Raw genomic sequence first — 16546 nt, 5'->3', positions numbered from 1 at the left:
GCTGGGGATGGGCGGCGGGTTCTACGATCGCAGCCTGGCCTATCAGGCAAGCCGTAAAACGTGGAAGAAGCCACTGCTGCTGGGGCTGGCCCATGAATGCCAGAAGGTGGAGCGGCTGGCGCAGGCCAGTTGGGATGTACCGCTGCAGGGCACGGTCTCGGACCGCCACTGGTACCTGGCGCCGCAGTAGGCCGTGCCGCTTGTGGGGGTCAACGTTGCGGCTGGCTGGCCTCGGCGGCCGCCTGATAGGCGTTGTCCAGCTTGCGCTCCCAGAACCCTTGCGCATAACCGGTGGTGACCACACCCAAGCCAAAAATGAACACCAGGACCCAAAGCAGGTCCGGCTTTTTACGTTGATTCATCGACGATTGCCCCCCAGGCAAACTGTTCAGTGCTCGGCGACTTTTTGCGTAGCGCCGTAGCATCGCACTTCAAACGGGGCGCATTCTCCGACAACATGCGTCCGCAAGCAAACCTTGACGTCAACCGGCTGTCGGTTTAGTTCAATACGTTATTTCAAAACTTTTCAGGAGCACCGCGCATGGCCTATTGGCTGATGAAGTCCGAGCCCGACGAGCTGTCCATCGAGGCCCTGGGGCGGTTGGGTGAGGCGCGCTGGGACGGGGTGCGCAACTACCAGGCGCGCAATTTTCTGCGGGCCATGAGCGTTGGCGATGAGTTCTTCTTCTACCATTCCAGCTGCCCGCAGCCTGGGATTGCGGGCATCGCCAAGGTGGTGCGCGCGGCGTACCCGGACCCCACCGCCCTCGACCCGCAAAGCCACTATCACGACGCCAAGGCCACCGCCGATAAAAACCCCTGGAGCGCGGTGGACGTAGCCCATGTGCAGACCCTGCCGCGGGTGCTGGAGCTGGGCTGGCTGAAGCAGCAAGCCGAACTGGCCGAGCTGCCACTGGTGCAAAAAGGCAGCCGCCTTTCAGTGATGCCGGTCACCCCCGCGCAGTGGGCGGCGGTGCTGGCCTTGCGCTAGGCCTCACAGCCAGCCCGCCCGCCTTACTGTACGATGAGGTTGTTGAACAGCAGGTCCTCGACGATCGGCTTGCCCTCTTCGGCTTCCATCACCTGCTGAACCTGCTTCAGTGCCTCCTGGCGCAGGTGCTCCTTGGCCTCGACATTGCTCATGCTGTCTACCGTCTGCTGGGCGAACAGTGCCACCAGCTGGTTACGGATCAACGGCTCGTGGCTCTGCACAGCCTTGGCCGCTTCATCGCCGGTGACCCGCAGGGCTACGTCAGCCTTGTACACCCGCAGGCGAGGGCCACCGTCGAGGGCATAATTGCCTACGAATGGAGGGTTGAGGCTGATATAGGCGACCTTGGGCGCGCCTTCCTTGGCTTCTTCGGCCAGGGCTGCGGCAGGTAGCACCAGGGCCAGTACCATCAAGATCCACGCTTTCACGAATTCGCTCCTCAATACAGTTGCCGCCAGCTTACCCAGCGCGCCGCGCAAACCCAAGCCCGGGCTTATGCCTGCCCATCAGGGCAGGCCATGCTCGTTGACCCGGCGGGCCGGCCTCCTACACTTATCGGCCATTACCCGTAAAGGAATAGCCCACGATGAAAGCCTTGCTGTGCAAAACCCTGGGCCCGGCAAGTGGCCTGGTACTCGAAGAGGTGGCAAGCCCGCTCCCCAAGCCAAACGAGGTGCTGCTGGATGTGCGTGCCGCCGGGGTCAATTTCCCGGACACCCTGATCATCGAAGGCAAGTATCAGTTCCAGCCTGCCCTGCCCTTTTCACCTGGCGGGGAGGCCGCGGGGGTGGTGGCGGCGGTTGGCGAAAAGGCTGGTGCCTTCAAGGTAGGAGACCGGGTGATGGCGCTGACCGGCTGGGGTGCATTCGCCGAGCAGGTGGCGGTACCGGCCTACAACCTGCTGCCGATACCGGCGGGCATGGATTTCACCACCGCCGCAGCCTTCGGCATGACCTATGGCACCTCGATGCATGCCCTGCACCAGCGGGGCCGGTTGCAGCCAGGGGAAACCCTGCTGGTGCTGGGCGCATCCGGTGGCGTGGGGCTGGCGGCGGTTGAAATCGGCAAGGCTATGGGCGCCCGGGTAATCGCAGCGGCCAGCAGTGCCGAGAAACTGGCGGTGGCCAAAGCTGCCGGGGCAGACGAGCTGATCGACTACAGCGCAGGCAGCCTGCGCGAAGAAATCAAGCGCTTGACCGGGGGTAACGGTGTGGATGTGATCTACGACCCGGTGGGCGGCGAGCTGTTCGAACAGGCGGTACGCGGGCTGGCCTGGAACGGCCGGTTGCTGGTAGTGGGCTTTGCCAGTGGTGTGATCCCGCAGCTTGCAGCCAACCTGGTGCTGCTCAAGGGCGCGGCGGTGCTGGGCGTGTTCTGGGGGGCTTTCGCACAGCGCCAGCCCCAGGACAACGCGGCAAACTTCCAGCAGCTGTTTGCCTGGTACGCCGAGGGCAAGCTGAACCCACTGGTGTCGCACATCTACCCACTGGCCGAGGCCGGGGCGGCCATCGACAAGCTGGGCCAGCGGCAGGCAGTGGGCAAGCTGGTGGTGTCAGTGCCGTGAGGGCGCTACCGCCTCAGGCCTCGCCCAGGTTGTGACAGCGCCTGAAACGCGCCTCCAGGCTGCGGTCAGGCATCTGGTGAGTACGCAGGGCGTTGAGTGTTTGCTCGACATAATCGCGCGTAGTGCCGTAGCGCCCTGCTGCACGGGCCAGAATGTGGCTGAGCAGCGTGTCTGGCAGGTTACCTGCGTAGCACGGCAAATGGCGCTCCAGCACAAAGCCCAATGCCTGCACCTTGCTGCCGTCGCCCAGCCGGCAATTCAGCCAATGGGGGCGGTACGCTGGGTAGGGCATCTCCCGTTGCCACAAGGCCATCAACGAGGCGTCCAGTGTGCGCTCGTCCAGCCTGTAGGCGAAGCCGCTGCAGGAGCCACCACGGTCCAGGCCGAAGACCAGCCCAGGGGTTTCTGGCGTGCCACGGTGCTCGTGCGACCACAGGTACAGGCCGCGGTGATAGCCGTGCACCCGCGCCCGCTGACGCTCCACGGCGCTGCACTCTGGCCGCCAGATCAATGAGCCGTAGGCAAACAACCACACTGGCCCACCCGGGTGCTGCGACAGGGTGGCCTGCATGGAAGTGTGCAACTGCTCACGTGTGAGGGGCTGGCCAAAATCGAGTGACGGGGGGTAGTTAACTTTCCAGGACGAACTTTCAAGTGCCGACATAAGCTGCCGCCAGGAGTCTCCGCATACAAAAACATGTAACCCAACTAGGCCTTGAGGCACACGCAGTGCCCACTCGCCGCGGCCGGCATGGGCCGGGACGCCAACAAAGCGGGCCCGGACCTTGTATAAGCTAAGTCAGGAAGTTGAGGCGGACAAGCGCATGTCGAAATTTTCATGCAAGCAGCCGACGACCGGAACTTATTGTTTCAAGGCCAGTGAAAGTTAGTGATCAAGGCGGCAACAATTACCGCCTTATACCCCGATGTTCAAACTTCGGTTATTAGCCCCGGGGGGCGTAGGCGAAGACGTCGGCACGCATACGGTGCGCATCCATGCCCGCTTCAACCAGGGCGTCGAGGGTGGCATAGATCATGTTGGGCGAGCCGCTGGCATAGACGTGTACGCTGTTGAGGTCACTGATGTCCTCGCAGACCGCTTGGTGCAGCATGCCGCAGCGCCCTTCCCAACCACACAGGTCGCTGACCACCTGGTGCAGGTACAGGTTGGGCAACTGCAACCACTCGTCCCAGTGTTCGATCTGGTAGAAGTCCTCTGGCCGGCGCACGCCCCAGTACAGGTGGACCGGGTGCTTGAACCCTTGAGCGCGGCAGTGCTCGACCAGGCTGTGCATCTGCCCCATGCCGGTGCCAGCAGCGATCAGCACCAGTGGCCCGTCAGGCAGTTCGGCCAGGTGTGTGTCGCCGAAGGGCATTTCAATGCGCGCCAGGCGGTCGTGCTGCAGTTGTTCGATCAACTGTACCGCGCTGGGTTCGCGCGCCAGCACATGCAGCTCAAGCTCGCGGCCGGCATGGGGGGCGGATGCCAGCGAAAACGCCGCCTGCTTGCCGCCCTGGCGTTCGATCATCAGGTACTGCCCGGCATGGTAACGCAGCGGCTTGCCCGCTGGGGCACGCAAGCGGACGCGCCAGACGTCGCCGCCAACCTCGCGGCACTCACTCACGGTGCACGCCAGTTTGCGCACCGGCAGTTCGCCCAGGGCAAGCACGCCATCCCACAGCAGCACGCAGTCCTCCAGAGGTTCGGCAAGGCAGGTGAACAGCTCACCATGATCGCGCACCTCACCGTCCTGGCGCACGCGGCCCTCTACCAACAACGCGGCGCAGACATGGCAATTGCCATTGCGGCAGCTGTTGGGGCAGTCATAACCCAGCCGGCGCGCTCCATCCAGGATCCTTTCACCGGGCTCGAGCGCCAACACCGCCCCGGACGGCTGCAACGTTACCTGCATCAATCTATTCCCAACTGATCCCACAGCTCATCGATACGCCGGGTAACGGCTTCGTCCTTGACGATAACCCGCCCCCACTCGCGTGTAGTCTCGCCCGGCCACTTGTGGGTGGCATCCAGGCCCATCTTCGAACCCAACCCCGACACCGGTGACGCGAAGTCCAGGTAGTCGATCGGCGTGTTGTCGATCATCACCGTATCACGCTTGGGGTCCATGCGCGTGGTGATGGCCCAGATCACGTCGTTCCAGTCGCGGGCATTGATGTCGTCGTCGGTCACGATAACGAACTTGGTGTACATGAACTGTCGCAGGAACGACCATACACCCAGCATCACGCGCTTGGCATGCCCTGGGTACTGCTTCTTCATGGTCACTACCGCCATGCGGTACGAACAACCTTCAGGCGGCAAGTAGAAGTCGACGATTTCCGGGAACTGCTTCTGCAGGATCGGCACGAACACTTCGTTGAGCGCCACACCCAGGATGGCAGGCTCATCCGGCGGCCGACCGGTGTAGGTACTGTGATAGATCGGTTTCTGCCGATGGGTGATGCGCTCCACGGTGAACACCGGGAAGCTGTCGACTTCGTTGTAGTAACCGGTGTGGTCGCCGTAAGGCCCTTCGGGGGCCATCTCGCCCGGGTGAATCACACCCTCGAGGATGATCTCGGCACTGGCTGGAACCTGCAGGTTGCTGCCCCGGCACTTGACCAGCTCGGTGCGGTTGCCGCGCAACAGGCCGGCGAAGGCGTATTCGGAAAGCGTATCGGGCACCGGGGTCACGGCGCCCAGAATGGTCGCAGGGTCGGCGCCCAGCGCAACGGCGACGGGGAATGGCTGCCCGGGGTGCTTCTCGCACCATTCGCGGTAGTCGAGGGCACCGCCACGGTGGCTCAGCCAACGCATGATGACCTTGTTGCGGCCAATCACCTGCTGGCGGTAGATGCCCAGGTTCTGGCGGTCCTTGTTCGGGCCGCGGGTAACGGTGAGGCCCCAGGTAATCAGCGGCGCCACGTCGCCTGGCCAGCAGTGCTGCACCGGCAACGCACCGAGGTCGACCTCATCACCCTCCAGCACCACCTCCTGGCACACGGCGTCCTTGACCACCTTGGGCGCCATCGACACGACCTTCTTGAAGATCGGCAGCTTTGACCAGGCATCCTTGAGGCCTTTTGGCGGCTCAGGCTCCTTGAGGAAGGCCAGCAACTTGCCGATTTCGCGCAACTCGTCGACAGACTCGGCGCCCATGCCCATGGCCACCCGCTGTGGCGTACCGAACAGGTTGCCCAGCACCGGCATGTCGAAGCCTGTGGGCTTCTCGAACAACAATGCCGGGCCTTTGGCGCGCAGGGTACGGTCGCAGACCTCGGTCATTTCCAGGACGGGAGAGACCGGGACCTGGATGCGCTTGAGCTCGCCGCGCTGTTCCAGGCCACGGATGAAGTCGCGCAAGTCGCGATACTGCATGCAGAAGCCTCGTGTTGGCCGTGTCGATCGGGGGTGCAGAGTGTAGCGCAAATGAATTGGGGCCGCTTCGCAGCCCTTCGCGGGCAAACCCGCAAAGGGCTGCAAAACAGCCCCAATCAATAACCGCCGGAAATGCTTACTTGCGCTTCATCGACAGGAAGAACTCGTCGTTGGTCTTGGTCTGCTTGAGCTTGTCGACCAGGAACTCGATCGCGGCGATCTCGTCCATCGGGTGCAGCAGCTTGCGCAGAATCCACATGCGCTGCAGCTCGTCGTCGGCAGTGAGCAGCTCTTCGCGGCGGGTACCGGAACGGTTGATATTGATGGCCGGGAACACGCGCTTTTCGGCGATGCGGCGGTCCAGCGGCAGCTCCATGTTACCGGTGCCCTTGAACTCCTCGTAGATCACTTCGTCCATCTTCGAGCCGGTTTCGACCAGCGCGGTGGCGATGATGGTCAGCGAGCCGCCTTCTTCGATGTTACGCGCAGCGCCAAAGAAGCGCTTTGGCTTTTCCAGGGCGTGGGCGTCGACACCACCGGTGAGTACCTTGCCGGAGCTCGGGATCACGGTGTTGTAGGCACGTGCCAGACGGGTGATGGAGTCCAGCAGGATCACCACGTCCTTTTTGTGCTCGACCAGGCGCTTGGCCTTCTCGATGACCATCTCGGCCACCTGCACGTGACGGGTGGGTGGCTCGTCGAAGGTGGACGCAACCACTTCGCCGCGCACGGTGCGCTGCATTTCGGTCACTTCTTCAGGGCGCTCGTCGATCAGCAGGACGATCAGGTGGCACTCAGGGTTGTTACGGGTAATGTTCGCCGCGATGTTCTGCAGCATGATCGTCTTGCCCGCCTTGGGCGGCGCGACGATCAGGCCACGCTGGCCTTTGCCGATCGGGGCGCACAGGTCGATGACGCGACCGGTGAGGTCTTCGGTGGAGCCGTTACCGGCTTCCATCTTCAGGCGCTTGTTGGGGAACAGCGGCGTCAGGTTTTCGAACAGGATCTTGTTTTTCGCGTTTTCCGGGCGGTCGAAGTTGATGGTGTCGACCTTCAGCAGCGCGAAGTAGCGCTCCCCTTCCTTCGGCGGGCGGATCTTGCCGACGATGGTGTCACCGGTGCGCAGGTTGAAGCGGCGGATCTGGCTTGGCGAGACGTAGATGTCGTCAGGGCCGGCCAGGTAGGACGCATCAGCGGACCGCAGGAAACCGAAACCATCCTGGAGAATCTCCAGCACGCCATCACCGGAAATCTCTTCGCCGCTCTTCGCGTGCTTTTTCAGCAGGGCGAAGATCACGTCCTGTTTGCGCGAACGGGCCATGTTTTCGATGCCCATCTGTTCGGCCATTTCCAAAAGATCGGTAATCGGCTTTTGCTTGAGTTCAGTCAGGTTCATAAGGGGAATGACGTAATCATGTAAGAAGGGAGAATTAAGCTTTGGCTTAATGAGGCCGCGCCGCTAGATGGCGAAAGGATCGCGTACTGATTCGAATTGGGGATGCTTCGGCGACGGCATGTAGAGGGCACTGGAGAAGCAGTGCGAGGCCGAATGTAACACTTGCTTTTTTCTGCGTCTAGTGCAGTAGAAAAGAAAAGCCCCGCATTTGCGGGGCCTTTGTATCACAGGTGGGCGTCGAGGAACGCTTGCAGCTGGGATTTGGACAGCGCCCCCACCTTGGTGGCTTCGACGTTGCCGTTCTTGAACAGCATCAGCGTCGGGATACCACGTACGCCGTGCTTGGCAGGGGTTTCCTGGTTCTCGTCGATGTTCAGCTTGGCGACGGTCAGCTTGCCCTCGTAGGTACCCGCGATGTCGTCCAGTACTGGAGCGATCATCTTGCAGGGGCCGCACCACTCAGCCCAGTAATCCACCAGCACCGGGCCTTGGGCCTTCAGGACATCAGCCTCGAAGGTGGCGTCGGTCACATGTTTGATCAGATCGCTGCTCATGGATATCTCCAGGTTCGTATGCAAAAAAACGTTGCCCATCATAGCGGCACCCGCCGCCTACAGGAAGCCGCAGACGATTGAGTGTAACTATAGTTGTGGAAGACGCCGCGAATCGAAACTGTCACATGGCCTTCATAGAATCGAATGGCACATTGCCTTGCATCAAGCACAGTACGAAGGCGAGGTGCCACGCGTTGGCGACAGCCTGCTATCGTGGCACGATTGCCAGGTTAACGACCGAGAACGACCAGATCATGCCGCAAACCACCGCGAAGAACCTGTCCCTGATCGCAGCCATCGACCTTGGCTCCAACAGTTTCCACATGGTAGTGGCCAAGGCCCACCATACCGAAATCCGCATCCTTGAGCGGCTGGGCGAAAAGGTGCAGCTGGCCGCCGGCATCGACGAAGAGCGCAGGCTCAGCGAAGAAGCCATGGAGCGGGGCCTGGAGTGCCTCAAGCGCTTTGCCCAGTTGATCAACGGCATGCCGGCAGGCGCCGTACGCATCGTGGGCACCAACGCCCTGCGCGAAGCACGCAACCGCAACACCTTCATCCAGCGTGCCGAAGCCATTCTGGGCCACCCCGTTGAGGTCATTTCCGGCCGCGAAGAGGCGCGCCTGATCTACTTGGGCGTATCGCACACCCTCGCTGACACCCCGGGCAAGCGCCTGGTGGCCGATATCGGCGGCGGCAGCACCGAGTTCATCATCGGCCAGCGCTTCGAGCCGCTGCTGCGCGAGAGCCTGCAGATGGGCTGCGTCAGCTTCACCCAGCGCTACTTCCGCGACGGCAAGATCACCCCGGCCCGCTACGCCCAGGCCTACACCGCCGCGCGCCTGGAACTGATGAGCATCGAAAATGCCCTGCATCGCCTGACCTGGGACGAGGCCATCGGCTCGTCGGGCACCATCCGCGCCATTGGCGCAGCCATCAAGGCCGGTGGCCTGGGCAATGGCGAGGTCAACGCCGAAGGCCTGGCGTGGGTCAAGCGCAAGCTGTTCAAGCTGGGCGAGGTCGACAAGATCGACTTCGACGGCGTCAAGCCAGACCGTCGTACCATCTTCCCCGCAGGGCTGGCCATTCTCGAGGCGATCTTCGATGCCCTCGAACTGCAGCGCATGGACCACTGTGACGGCGCGCTTCGTGAAGGGGTGCTGTTCGACCTGCTGGGCCGCCACCACCACGAAGACGTGCGCGAACGCACCCTGAACTCGCTGATGGAGCGTTATCACGTGGACCAGGGGCAGGCGGCGCGGGTAGAGCGCAAAGCCCTGCACGCCTTCGACCAGGTGGCTGCCGCATGGGACCTGCAGGGCGGTAACTGGCGCGACCTGTTGGGCTGGGCTGCCAAGGTGCACGAAATCGGCCTGGATATCGCCCACTACCACTACCACAAGCATGGCGCCTACCTGATCGAGCACTCCGACCTTGCCGGGTTTTCCCGCGAGGACCAGCAGATGATGGCCTTGCTGGTGCGCGGCCACCGCCGCAACATCCCCAAGGACCGCTATGCCGAACTGGGCGATGAAGGCGTGAAGCTGTTGCGCCTGTGCGTGCTGCTGCGCTTTGCCATTCTGTTCCACCACATCCGTGGCAACCAGCAGATGCCAAAAGTGGAACTCAAGGCAGACGATGACCGGCTTGAAGTGGTGTTCCCGCAGGGCTGGCTGGAGCAGAACCAGCTGACCCAGGCCGACTTCGCCAACGAGGCGGAGTGGCTGGCCCGGGTCGGGTTCATCCTCAGCGTACGTTAAGTACCGGGTTGCTCAGGCGCTCCAGCAGGGTCGCCTGGGCACTGCGCGGGTTCTGGTTGCCGGTTGGCGAGCTACGCACATAGCGGCCGTCCGGCTGCAGGGTCCAGGCATGGGTGTTGTCGGTGAGGTAGGCTTCCAGCTCCTTCTTCACCCGCAACAGCAGCTTCTTGCCTTCCACCGGGAAGCAGGTCTCGACACGCTTGTCGAGGTTGCGCTCCATCCAGTCGGCACTGGACAAGTAGATCTGCTCTTCGCCGCCATTGAGGAAGTAGAACACCCGGGTGTGCTCCAGGAAGCGGCCGATGATCGAGCGCACCTGGATATTGTGCGAAACCCCCGCAATGCCTGGGCGCAGGCAGCACATGCCGCGCACCACCAGGTCGATCCTCACGCCCGACTGGCTGGCCTTGTACAGCGCCTTGATGACCTTGGCGTCGGTCAGCGAGTTGAACTTGGCGATGATGTGCGCCGGTTTGCCGTCGAGGGCAAACTGGGTTTCCCGCGCGATCATGTCCAGCATGCCCTTCTTCAGGGTGAACGGCGCATGCAGCAGTTTTTTCATGCGCAGGGTCTTGCCCATGCCGATCAGCTGGCTGAACAGCTTGCCGACGTCTTCGGTGAGGGCATCATCGGAGGTGAGCAGGCTGTAGTCGGTGTACAGGCGGGCGTTGCCGGCGTGGTAGTTACCCGTGCCCAGGTGGGCGTAGCGCACGATCTCGCCCTGCTCGCGGCGCAGAATCAGCATCATCTTGGCGTGGGTCTTGAAGCCAACCACCCCATAGATCACTACCGCCCCGGCCGCTTGCAGGCGGCTGGCCATTTGCAGGTTGGACTCTTCGTCGAAGCGCGCCCGCAGCTCGATCACCGCGGTAACCTCCTTGCCGTTACGCGCTGCATCCACCAAGGCATCGACGATTTCCGAGTTGGCCCCGGAGCGGTACAGGGTCTGGCGCACAGCGAGTACATGCGGGTCCTTGGCGGCCTGGCGCAGCAGGTCGACCACCGGCGTGAAGGACTCGAACGGGTGCATCAGCAGGATGTCCTGCTTGCCAATCACGCTGAAGATGTTGTCGGCATTCTGCAGCAGCTTGGGGATGGCCGGGGTGAACGGCAGGTACTGCAGCTCGGGGTGGCTATCCAGCCCGGTGATGCTGAACAGGCGCGTAAGGTTCACCGGCCCGTTTACCTGGTACAGCTCGCTCTCGCTCAGGCTGAACTGCTTGAGCAGGTAGTCCGACAAGTGTTTCGGGCAGGTGTCGGCTACCTCCAGGCGCACGGCATCGCCATAGCGGCGCGAGAACAGCTCACCGCGCAACGCGCGGGCCAGGTCATCGACCTCTTCGGAGTCCAGTGCCAGGTCTGCGTTGCGGGTCAGGCGGAACTGGTAGCAGCCCTTGACCTTCATGCCCTGGAACAGGTCGTCTGCGTGGGCATGGATCATCGACGACAGGAACACATAGTTGGCCCCCGCGCCGCCCACCTCTTCTGGCACCCGGATGACCCGGGGCAGCAGGCGCGGAGCCGGGATGATCGCCAGGCCCGAGTCGCGGCCAAAGGCGTCGACGCCTTCGAGCTCGACGATGAAGTTGAGGCTCTTGTTCACCAGCAACGGGAACGGGTGCGTGGGGTCGAGGCCGATCGGGGTGATGATCGGGGCGATCTCGTCGCGGAAGTAGCGGCGCACCCAGGTCTTGAGTTTGGGTGTCCAGTAACGGCGGCGAATGAACCGAATCTGGTGCTTTTCCAGCTCGGGCAGCAGCACATCGTTGAGGATGGCGTACTGGCGGTCCACTTCGATGTGGACCAGCTCGCTGATGCGCGTCAGCGCCTGGTGCGGCTGCAAACCGTCGGCACCGGCCTGCTCACGGGCAAAATTGATTTGTTTCTTGAGGCCGGCTACGCGGATTTCGAAGAACTCGTCCAGGTTGCTGGAGAAGATCAGCAGGAACTTGAGGCGTTCGAGCAGCGGGTAGCTCTCGTCCAGCGCCTGTTCCAGTACGCGAATGTTGAACTGCAACTGCGACAGCTCGCGATGAATGTACAGGCTGGTGTCGTCCAGGCCTGGTACGGCGATGGCAGGCGCAGGGGCCGGCGGCGGCGCGACCGGCTCAGCGGCCTGCTCCACCAGAGGCTCTGGCACGGGGGGCAGGTCTGGCGGGGTCTGCACCAGTTCTTCCGGAAGCTCCTGGGCCTCCTTGATCACGACAGGGGTGAGCACTTCGTTGTTCATCTGGCGGTCCTGAGGACGTTAACGCCCTATCATCAATTGAGCGGCAAGATAAGCGCCCATTATGACGCCTGTGTTACATAACAGGGCAAGGCATGGCGCGTAGCATCTGGCATTGTCCGTGTAGGCATTGTTCACGTCGAGACACATTTGGACACTTTCCCGAATGCCCACGAAGGGGTAGGCTGCGCGTTCATTTCGCCAGCACCTCAGAAAATGCTCCAACAATTCCTGCAGGATTTCGGCTACTTTGCCCTTTTTCTAGGCACCTTCTTCGAAGGCGAGACCATTCTGGTGCTTGCGGGTTTTCTTGCGTTCCGCGGTTACATGGATATCAAACTCGTGTGCCTGGTGGCCTTTCTGGGCAGCTATGCCGGGGATCAGCTGTGGTACTTCATGGGCCGGCGTCACGGGCGCAAGATCCTGGCGCGCAAGCCACGCTGGCAGGCCATGGGCGACCGGGCCCTGGACCACATCCGCCGCCACCCCGACATCTGGGTGCTGAGCTTCCGCTTCGTCTACGGCCTGCGCACGGTCATGCCGGTTGCCATTGGCCTGTCTGGCTACCCACCACGGCGCTACCTGCTGCTCAACGGCATTGGTGCAGCCATCTGGGCATTGGCTCTGGGTGCTGCGGCCTACCACTTCGGCGCCATTCTCGAAGGCCTGCTGGGCAACATCAAACGTTACGAGCTATGGGTGCTTGGCGCCTTGCTGGTGCTGGGCGTGGGGCTGTGGCTGCGCAGACGTTTCCGCACGCTGCGGGCAGAACGCCGGGCCGCGCGCGAGTCGCAGGACTGAACACCCGCGCGCCCGCGCAATCCAACCAAGCAGGACGTCCCCGCGCTGGGCAGCGCTGCCAGGCTGGCGGGTATCGAGCGCATCGACCCTGGAGAAATGAGCATGACAAAAAAAGTAGCGGTGATTCTTTCCGGTTGCGGCGTGTATGACGGCGCAGAAATCCACGAAAGCGTGATCACCCTCCTGCGCCTCGACCAGCGTGGTGCGCAGGTACAGTGCTTTGCCCCGGACATCGCCCAACTGCACGTCATCAACCACCTGACGGGCGAAGAGATGCCCGAATCGCGGAACGTGCTGGTGGAGTCGGCGCGCATTGCCCGCGGTGAGGTGAACGATATCCGCGAGGCCAAGGCCGAGGACTTCGACGCGCTCATCGTGCCGGGCGGTTTCGGGGCGGCCAAGAACCTGTCCACCTTCGCGGCTGACGGGGCGGACTGCAGCGTCAACGCAGACGTACTGGCCCTGGCCGAAGCGTTCGCTGCGGCCTGCAAGCCGGTTGGCCTGATCTGTATTTCGCCGGCGCTGGCGGCCAAGATCTACGGGCCTGGCGTGGTGTGCACCATCGGTACCGATGCCGATACCGCCGCCGCTGTGGTGAAGATGGGCGGTACCCATGAAGAGTGCGACGTACACGACATCGTCGAAGACGTGCAGCGCAAGCTGGTGACCACCCCGGCCTACATGTCGGCCAAGACCATCAGCGACGCAGCCGGGGGCATCTACAAGCTGGTGGACCGGGTGCTGGAACTGACCCACGAGTAAGCCCAGGCTCGCAGGGCCTGGCGCAGCACCGTCGGCTCAGGCCTTGTACAGGCGGGCGATGATGCGGTCCAGCGCGTTGGCGAATGCCTGTTTGTCGCGCTCGGCGTAGGGTGGCTGCCCTCCCCCCGCCTGGCCCTGCTCGCGCAGTTCGGTGAACAGGTTACGTGCGGCCAACCGGTCGCCCATGTTGCGCTCGTCGAACTCGCGCCCACGCGGGTCCAGCGCCGCCACGCCCTTCTTCACCAGGCGGTCGGCCAAGGGCACGTCGCTGCAGATGACCAACTCGCCCGGCGTGGCGTGTTCAACCAGGTAATCGTCGGCCGCATCAGGGCCACTGGGCACCACGATCAGCTTCACCAGCGAAAACGCCGGTTTGGCCACAGCCTGGCCCGCCACCATCACTACCTCGAACTTGCGTTTGAGGGCAAACTTCACGATCAGATCCTTGGCTGCCTTGGGGCAGGCGTCTGCATCGATCCACACTCTCATCAGAAACCTCACACTCAACTTGACCCGCCCATCATGCAGCAAGCCTGTGCAAAGCAGTAATTGCCGAGCAACCGACGGGCAAATGACGCCAATATTCCGATAATGCTGCTGAGGCACCTCGGGTAAGGCTAAACTCGCTGCAGCCCAACCGGCCTGCCGAGCGCCCCATGAACCACCCCCACGAAATCCGCCTTGACCTGGACCAAGGGATTGATCGCAAGCTCTTGGCGACGTTGCGTGGGCGTTTCATGCACATCAATCAGGGCCGGTTACTGCGCGCAACAGAGGGCCTGTCCACGCGCCAGCAGCAGGTGCTTACGCTGCTACCGCTGCTGCTGCACGTCAATCATCCCCTGCTGCCGGGGTACATCTCTGGCAATACGCCCGCCGGCGTGTGCGGCTTCGAACCGAGTGCCGCACAGGTGGCCGAGGCCCAGCGCCTGGCCCGTTCATTCAGCACCAAGCCCCGTGAAAACTCTTCGCCACGCCCGATACAGGGGCTGTTCCTGATCGGCAGCCTGGGCTCGCTGGCCCAGGCCGAGCAAAGTGACATGGACTTCTGGGTATGCCACGCCGCGGATCTGCAGCCCCAGGCGCTGCAGGCCCTGCGCTGCAAGTGCCAATTGCTGGAGGCCTGGGCTGCCAGCCTGGGTGCCCAGGCGCACTGCTTTCTGATCGATACCCAAGCGTTCGCACAGGGCCAACGCACCGGCCAACTGGGTTCGGACGATTGCGGTACTACCCAGCACTACCTGCTGCTGGACGAGTTCTACCGCACTGCCATCTGGCTGGCTGGGCGCATCCCCGTGTGGTGGCTGGTACCGGTGGACCAGGAAGGCAATTACGCTGGCTACACCCAGACGCTGCTGGGCAAACGCTTCATCCCCGACCAGGAAACCCTCGACCTTGGCCATCTGGCGCAATTGCCTGCCCAAGAGTTCGTCGGCGCCGGCCTGTGGCAATTGTTCAAGGGCATAGACTCGCCCCACAAGTCGCTGCTCAAGCTGCTGTTGATTGAGGTCTACGCCAGTGAACACGCCACCCAGCCCTGCCTGAGCCTGGAATACAAAGCGGCCGTGTTCGCCAACCAGACCGACCTGGACGCGCTGGACCCGTATGTGATGATGTACCGACGCATCGAACGCTACCTGCTGCAACGCGGGCAACCTGCTCGCCTGGAATTGGTACGGCGCAGCCTGTATTTGAAGGTAAACAGAAAACTCAGCGACAAATCCCGGGCAAGTGGCTGGCAGCGCAGGTTGATGCAGCGCCTGACCGACGAATGGGGTTGGGGCCAACGGCAGCTGGCCTTGCTTGACAGCCGCCCGCTATGGAAGGTGCAGCAGGCTACCCTGGAGCGGCGCGAACTGGTGGCCGAACTGAGCGGCAGCTACCGCTTTCTCAGCCACTTCGCCCGTGTGCGCGATGCGGCGAGCCGTGCCGACCAGCGCGACCTCAACGTGCTTGGCCGGCGACTTCGTGCAGCATTCGAGCGCCGTGCCGGCAAGGTCGAAGTGATCAACCCGGGCAGCGTGCAGGACCTTGCCGAGAGCCTCCTGACACTGGCCCAGGAACCTGATGGCAAGGCGCCCGGCAGCCATCGCTGGGCGCTTTACCGCGACAACCTCAGCACCTATGACATGGAACTTGCCAGCCCTCTCAGGCACGACCGGCACCTATTGCCCCTGCTGGCCTGGGCGCATTGCAACGGCGTGATCGACAGCAGCACCCGGCTGGCCATCCAGCCGGGGGCCAGCGACCTAGCAGAGCCGGAGCTGTCCGCGCTACTGGGCTGCCTGCGGGCACTCATCAGCCTGCCAATGCCAGCCGCCAGCGAGGTACACCTGCTGCAACCCAGTGTGGCTGACCAGATTCTGCTGCTGGTAAACGTCGGGTTGGACCCCTTGCCCCATCACCGCGACCTGGACATCACCCTGACGACCGAGCGCACCGATTCGCTCAGCTATGGCGGCGTACGCGAAAACCTCGTGCTGACGGTGGACCAGGTAACCGTCAACACATGGGGCGAAGTGCTGGTGGCGCGATACGAAGGTGAGCACGCGCTGGTCCGCTGCCTGCGCGACCATCTCGCCAGGCCCACGCGCGCGAATCACCGGCCGGGTGTACGGGTGCACTGTTTTTGCCAGAACCGCGCCCAGGCCATTCGCCAGCGCATCCAGGAGGTGTTCGATACGGTTCAAGGCCTGCATCAGCAGGGGCTGCCCTGTCGCTACCTGTTGCAGGTAGCGCACTACACCCATGTGCTGGAGCTGCTGCCGGGTGACGCCAGCCTCACTAGCCTGGCCGGGCATGACGAACTGCTGGCTTGCCTGGGGCAACCACGCAACCGTTACAGCCCCCTGCACCTGGACCCCAACGCCCTGCAAGGCACGGACCTTGCGCTGGCGCTGAAACAAGGCCGCCCTGGCTGCATTCAGGTGTTCCACAGGCTGCTGGGCGGCGTGGTAGAGGTGCATGTGCTGGATGAGTGCAATGCCCTGTGGCACCACCGCCTGCCGGTGCAAGACGACGCCGAACTGCCGCGCGAGCTCCAGCGCGTTTTGCACCCGCTGTTGCACGGCCGTAGCGCTGTGCCCGACATTCACTACGTGCCTCTGTAGCCATG

General features: G+C 62.9%; 16 protein-coding genes. 7 read left to right on the top strand and 9 right to left on the bottom strand.

Translation table 11 applies throughout. From position 1 onward, the window contains the following. A partial coding sequence (locus IAE38_RS16435; RefSeq protein ID WP_328822896.1) for a 5-formyltetrahydrofolate cyclo-ligase occupies positions 1-190 on the top strand: 190 nt, incomplete at its 5' end. 19 nt (positions 191-209) lie between these two features. On the opposite strand, the gene IAE38_RS16430 is transcribed toward IAE38_RS16435, so the two are convergent. Next, the gene (locus IAE38_RS16430) at positions 210-362 is read right to left on the bottom strand and encodes a hypothetical protein (RefSeq protein WP_201163811.1); all 153 of its coding nucleotides are present in this window, start codon (positions 360-362) and stop codon (positions 210-212) included. 179 nt (positions 363-541) lie between these two features. Here IAE38_RS16430 and IAE38_RS16425 point away from each other — a divergent pair, with 179 nt between their 5' ends. Then, positions 542-991, top strand: a complete 450-nt coding sequence (locus IAE38_RS16425) for an EVE domain-containing protein (RefSeq protein ID WP_028632950.1) — start codon at positions 542-544, stop codon at positions 989-991. Between the two features lie 23 nt (positions 992-1014). Here the strand turns inward: IAE38_RS16425 and IAE38_RS16420 are convergent, their stop codons facing one another. Further along, positions 1015-1419 (bottom strand): flagellar basal body-associated protein FliL, encoded by a 405-nt coding sequence (locus IAE38_RS16420; RefSeq protein WP_028632949.1) that lies wholly within the window; start codon positions 1417-1419, stop codon positions 1015-1017. Between the two features lie 158 nt (positions 1420-1577). Between IAE38_RS16420 and IAE38_RS16415 the strand changes: the two genes are divergently transcribed. Beyond that, positions 1578-2555: an NADPH:quinone oxidoreductase family protein gene (locus IAE38_RS16415; RefSeq protein ID WP_201163810.1), complete on the top strand. Its 978-nt coding sequence runs from the start codon at positions 1578-1580 to the stop codon at positions 2553-2555. Positions 2556-2568: 13 nt separating this feature from the next. Here the strand turns inward: IAE38_RS16415 and IAE38_RS16410 are convergent, their stop codons facing one another. From IAE38_RS16410 to trxA, 5 genes are all read right to left on the bottom strand, one after another. Further along, positions 2569-3219, bottom strand: a complete 651-nt coding sequence (locus IAE38_RS16410; protein WP_201163809.1) for a gamma-glutamylcyclotransferase — start codon at positions 3217-3219, stop codon at positions 2569-2571. A 280-nt stretch (positions 3220-3499) separates the two neighbouring features. Next, on the bottom strand, positions 3500-4468 hold the full coding sequence (locus IAE38_RS16405) for a CDP-6-deoxy-delta-3,4-glucoseen reductase (RefSeq protein ID WP_028632946.1): 969 nt from the start codon (positions 4466-4468) through the stop codon (positions 3500-3502). Beyond that, a complete protein-coding gene (gene ubiD / locus IAE38_RS16400) occupies positions 4468-5934 on the bottom strand; it encodes a 4-hydroxy-3-polyprenylbenzoate decarboxylase (RefSeq protein WP_201163807.1) in 1467 nt (488 codons plus the stop codon). Before ubiD ends, IAE38_RS16405 begins: the two co-directional genes overlap by 1 nt. A gap of 136 nt (positions 5935-6070) precedes the next feature. Then, entirely contained in the window at positions 6071-7330 is a 1260-nt protein-coding gene (rho, locus tag IAE38_RS16395) for a transcription termination factor Rho (protein WP_003253661.1), read from the bottom strand. Positions 7331-7554: 224 nt separating this feature from the next. Then, on the bottom strand, positions 7555-7884 hold the full coding sequence (gene trxA / locus IAE38_RS16390) for a thioredoxin TrxA (protein ID WP_028632944.1): 330 nt from the start codon (positions 7882-7884) through the stop codon (positions 7555-7557). 254 nt (positions 7885-8138) lie between these two features. On the opposite strand from trxA, the gene ppx reads away from it, so the two are divergent. After that, positions 8139-9641, top strand: a complete 1503-nt coding sequence (gene ppx, locus IAE38_RS16385) for an exopolyphosphatase (protein ID WP_028632943.1) — start codon at positions 8139-8141, stop codon at positions 9639-9641. Here the strand turns inward: ppx and ppk1 are convergent. Beyond that, positions 9628-11871, bottom strand: coding sequence for a polyphosphate kinase 1 (ppk1, locus tag IAE38_RS16380; protein WP_201163805.1), 2244 nt, complete (start codon positions 11869-11871; stop codon positions 9628-9630). The two genes, ppx and ppk1, sit on opposite strands and share 14 nt — an antisense overlap. A 213-nt stretch (positions 11872-12084) precedes the next feature. Between ppk1 and IAE38_RS16375 the strand changes: the two genes are divergently transcribed. After that, the gene (locus tag IAE38_RS16375) at positions 12085-12669 is read left to right on the top strand and encodes a DedA family protein (protein WP_201163804.1); all 585 of its coding nucleotides are present in this window, start codon (positions 12085-12087) and stop codon (positions 12667-12669) included. A 102-nt stretch (positions 12670-12771) separates the two neighbouring features. Continuing rightward, positions 12772-13431 carry an isoprenoid biosynthesis glyoxalase ElbB gene (gene elbB / locus IAE38_RS16370; RefSeq protein ID WP_201218314.1) on the top strand — a complete coding sequence of 220 codons (660 nt, stop codon included), beginning with the start codon at positions 12772-12774 and terminating at the stop codon, positions 13429-13431. A 36-nt stretch (positions 13432-13467) separates the two neighbouring features. Here the strand turns inward: elbB and IAE38_RS16365 are convergent, their stop codons facing one another. Then, positions 13468-13920, bottom strand: a complete 453-nt coding sequence (locus IAE38_RS16365; RefSeq protein WP_201163803.1) for a YaiI/YqxD family protein — start codon at positions 13918-13920, stop codon at positions 13468-13470. A gap of 167 nt (positions 13921-14087) precedes the next feature. Between IAE38_RS16365 and IAE38_RS16360 the strand changes: the two genes are divergently transcribed. Further along, a complete protein-coding gene (locus tag IAE38_RS16360) occupies positions 14088-16541 on the top strand; it encodes a class I adenylate cyclase (protein ID WP_201218313.1) in 2454 nt (817 codons plus the stop codon). Positions 16542-16546 lie beyond the last annotated feature (5 nt).

Origin of the sequence: Pseudomonas sp. S32 (genome assembly GCF_016648095.1) — a bacterium.
Taxonomy (GTDB): domain Bacteria; phylum Pseudomonadota; class Gammaproteobacteria; order Pseudomonadales; family Pseudomonadaceae; genus Aquipseudomonas; species Aquipseudomonas parafulva.
Note: the sequence above shows the minus strand (reverse complement) of the source record. Positions and strands in the feature narration are given on the sequence as shown.

What these genes read in the sequence shown, in the direction of transcription:
- IAE38_RS16430 (WP_201163811.1), bottom strand. Translation starts at nt 362, where the DNA reads ATGAATCAACGTAAAAAGCCGGACCTGCTTTGGGTCCTGGTGTTCATT.
- IAE38_RS16425 (WP_028632950.1), top strand. Translation starts at nt 542, where the DNA reads ATGGCCTATTGGCTGATGAAGTCCGAGCCCGACGAGCTGTCCATCGAG.
- IAE38_RS16415 (WP_201163810.1), top strand. Translation starts at nt 1,578, where the DNA reads ATGAAAGCCTTGCTGTGCAAAACCCTGGGCCCGGCAAGTGGCCTGGTA.
- IAE38_RS16410 (WP_201163809.1), bottom strand. Translation starts at nt 3,219, where the DNA reads ATGTCGGCACTTGAAAGTTCGTCCTGGAAAGTTAACTACCCCCCGTCA.
- IAE38_RS16405 (WP_028632946.1), bottom strand. Translation starts at nt 4,468, where the DNA reads ATGCAGGTAACGTTGCAGCCGTCCGGGGCGGTGTTGGCGCTCGAGCCC.
- ubiD (WP_201163807.1), bottom strand. Translation starts at nt 5,934, where the DNA reads ATGCAGTATCGCGACTTGCGCGACTTCATCCGTGGCCTGGAACAGCGC.
- rho (WP_003253661.1), bottom strand. Translation starts at nt 7,330, where the DNA reads ATGAACCTGACTGAACTCAAGCAAAAGCCGATTACCGATCTTTTGGAA.
- trxA (WP_028632944.1), bottom strand. Translation starts at nt 7,884, where the DNA reads ATGAGCAGCGATCTGATCAAACATGTGACCGACGCCACCTTCGAGGCT.
- ppx (WP_028632943.1), top strand. Translation starts at nt 8,139, where the DNA reads ATGCCGCAAACCACCGCGAAGAACCTGTCCCTGATCGCAGCCATCGAC.
- ppk1 (WP_201163805.1), bottom strand. Translation starts at nt 11,871, where the DNA reads ATGAACAACGAAGTGCTCACCCCTGTCGTGATCAAGGAGGCCCAGGAG.
- IAE38_RS16375 (WP_201163804.1), top strand. Translation starts at nt 12,085, where the DNA reads ATGCTCCAACAATTCCTGCAGGATTTCGGCTACTTTGCCCTTTTTCTA.
- elbB (WP_201218314.1), top strand. Translation starts at nt 12,772, where the DNA reads ATGACAAAAAAAGTAGCGGTGATTCTTTCCGGTTGCGGCGTGTATGAC.
- IAE38_RS16365 (WP_201163803.1), bottom strand. Translation starts at nt 13,920, where the DNA reads ATGAGAGTGTGGATCGATGCAGACGCCTGCCCCAAGGCAGCCAAGGAT.
- IAE38_RS16360 (WP_201218313.1), top strand. Translation starts at nt 14,088, where the DNA reads ATGAACCACCCCCACGAAATCCGCCTTGACCTGGACCAAGGGATTGAT.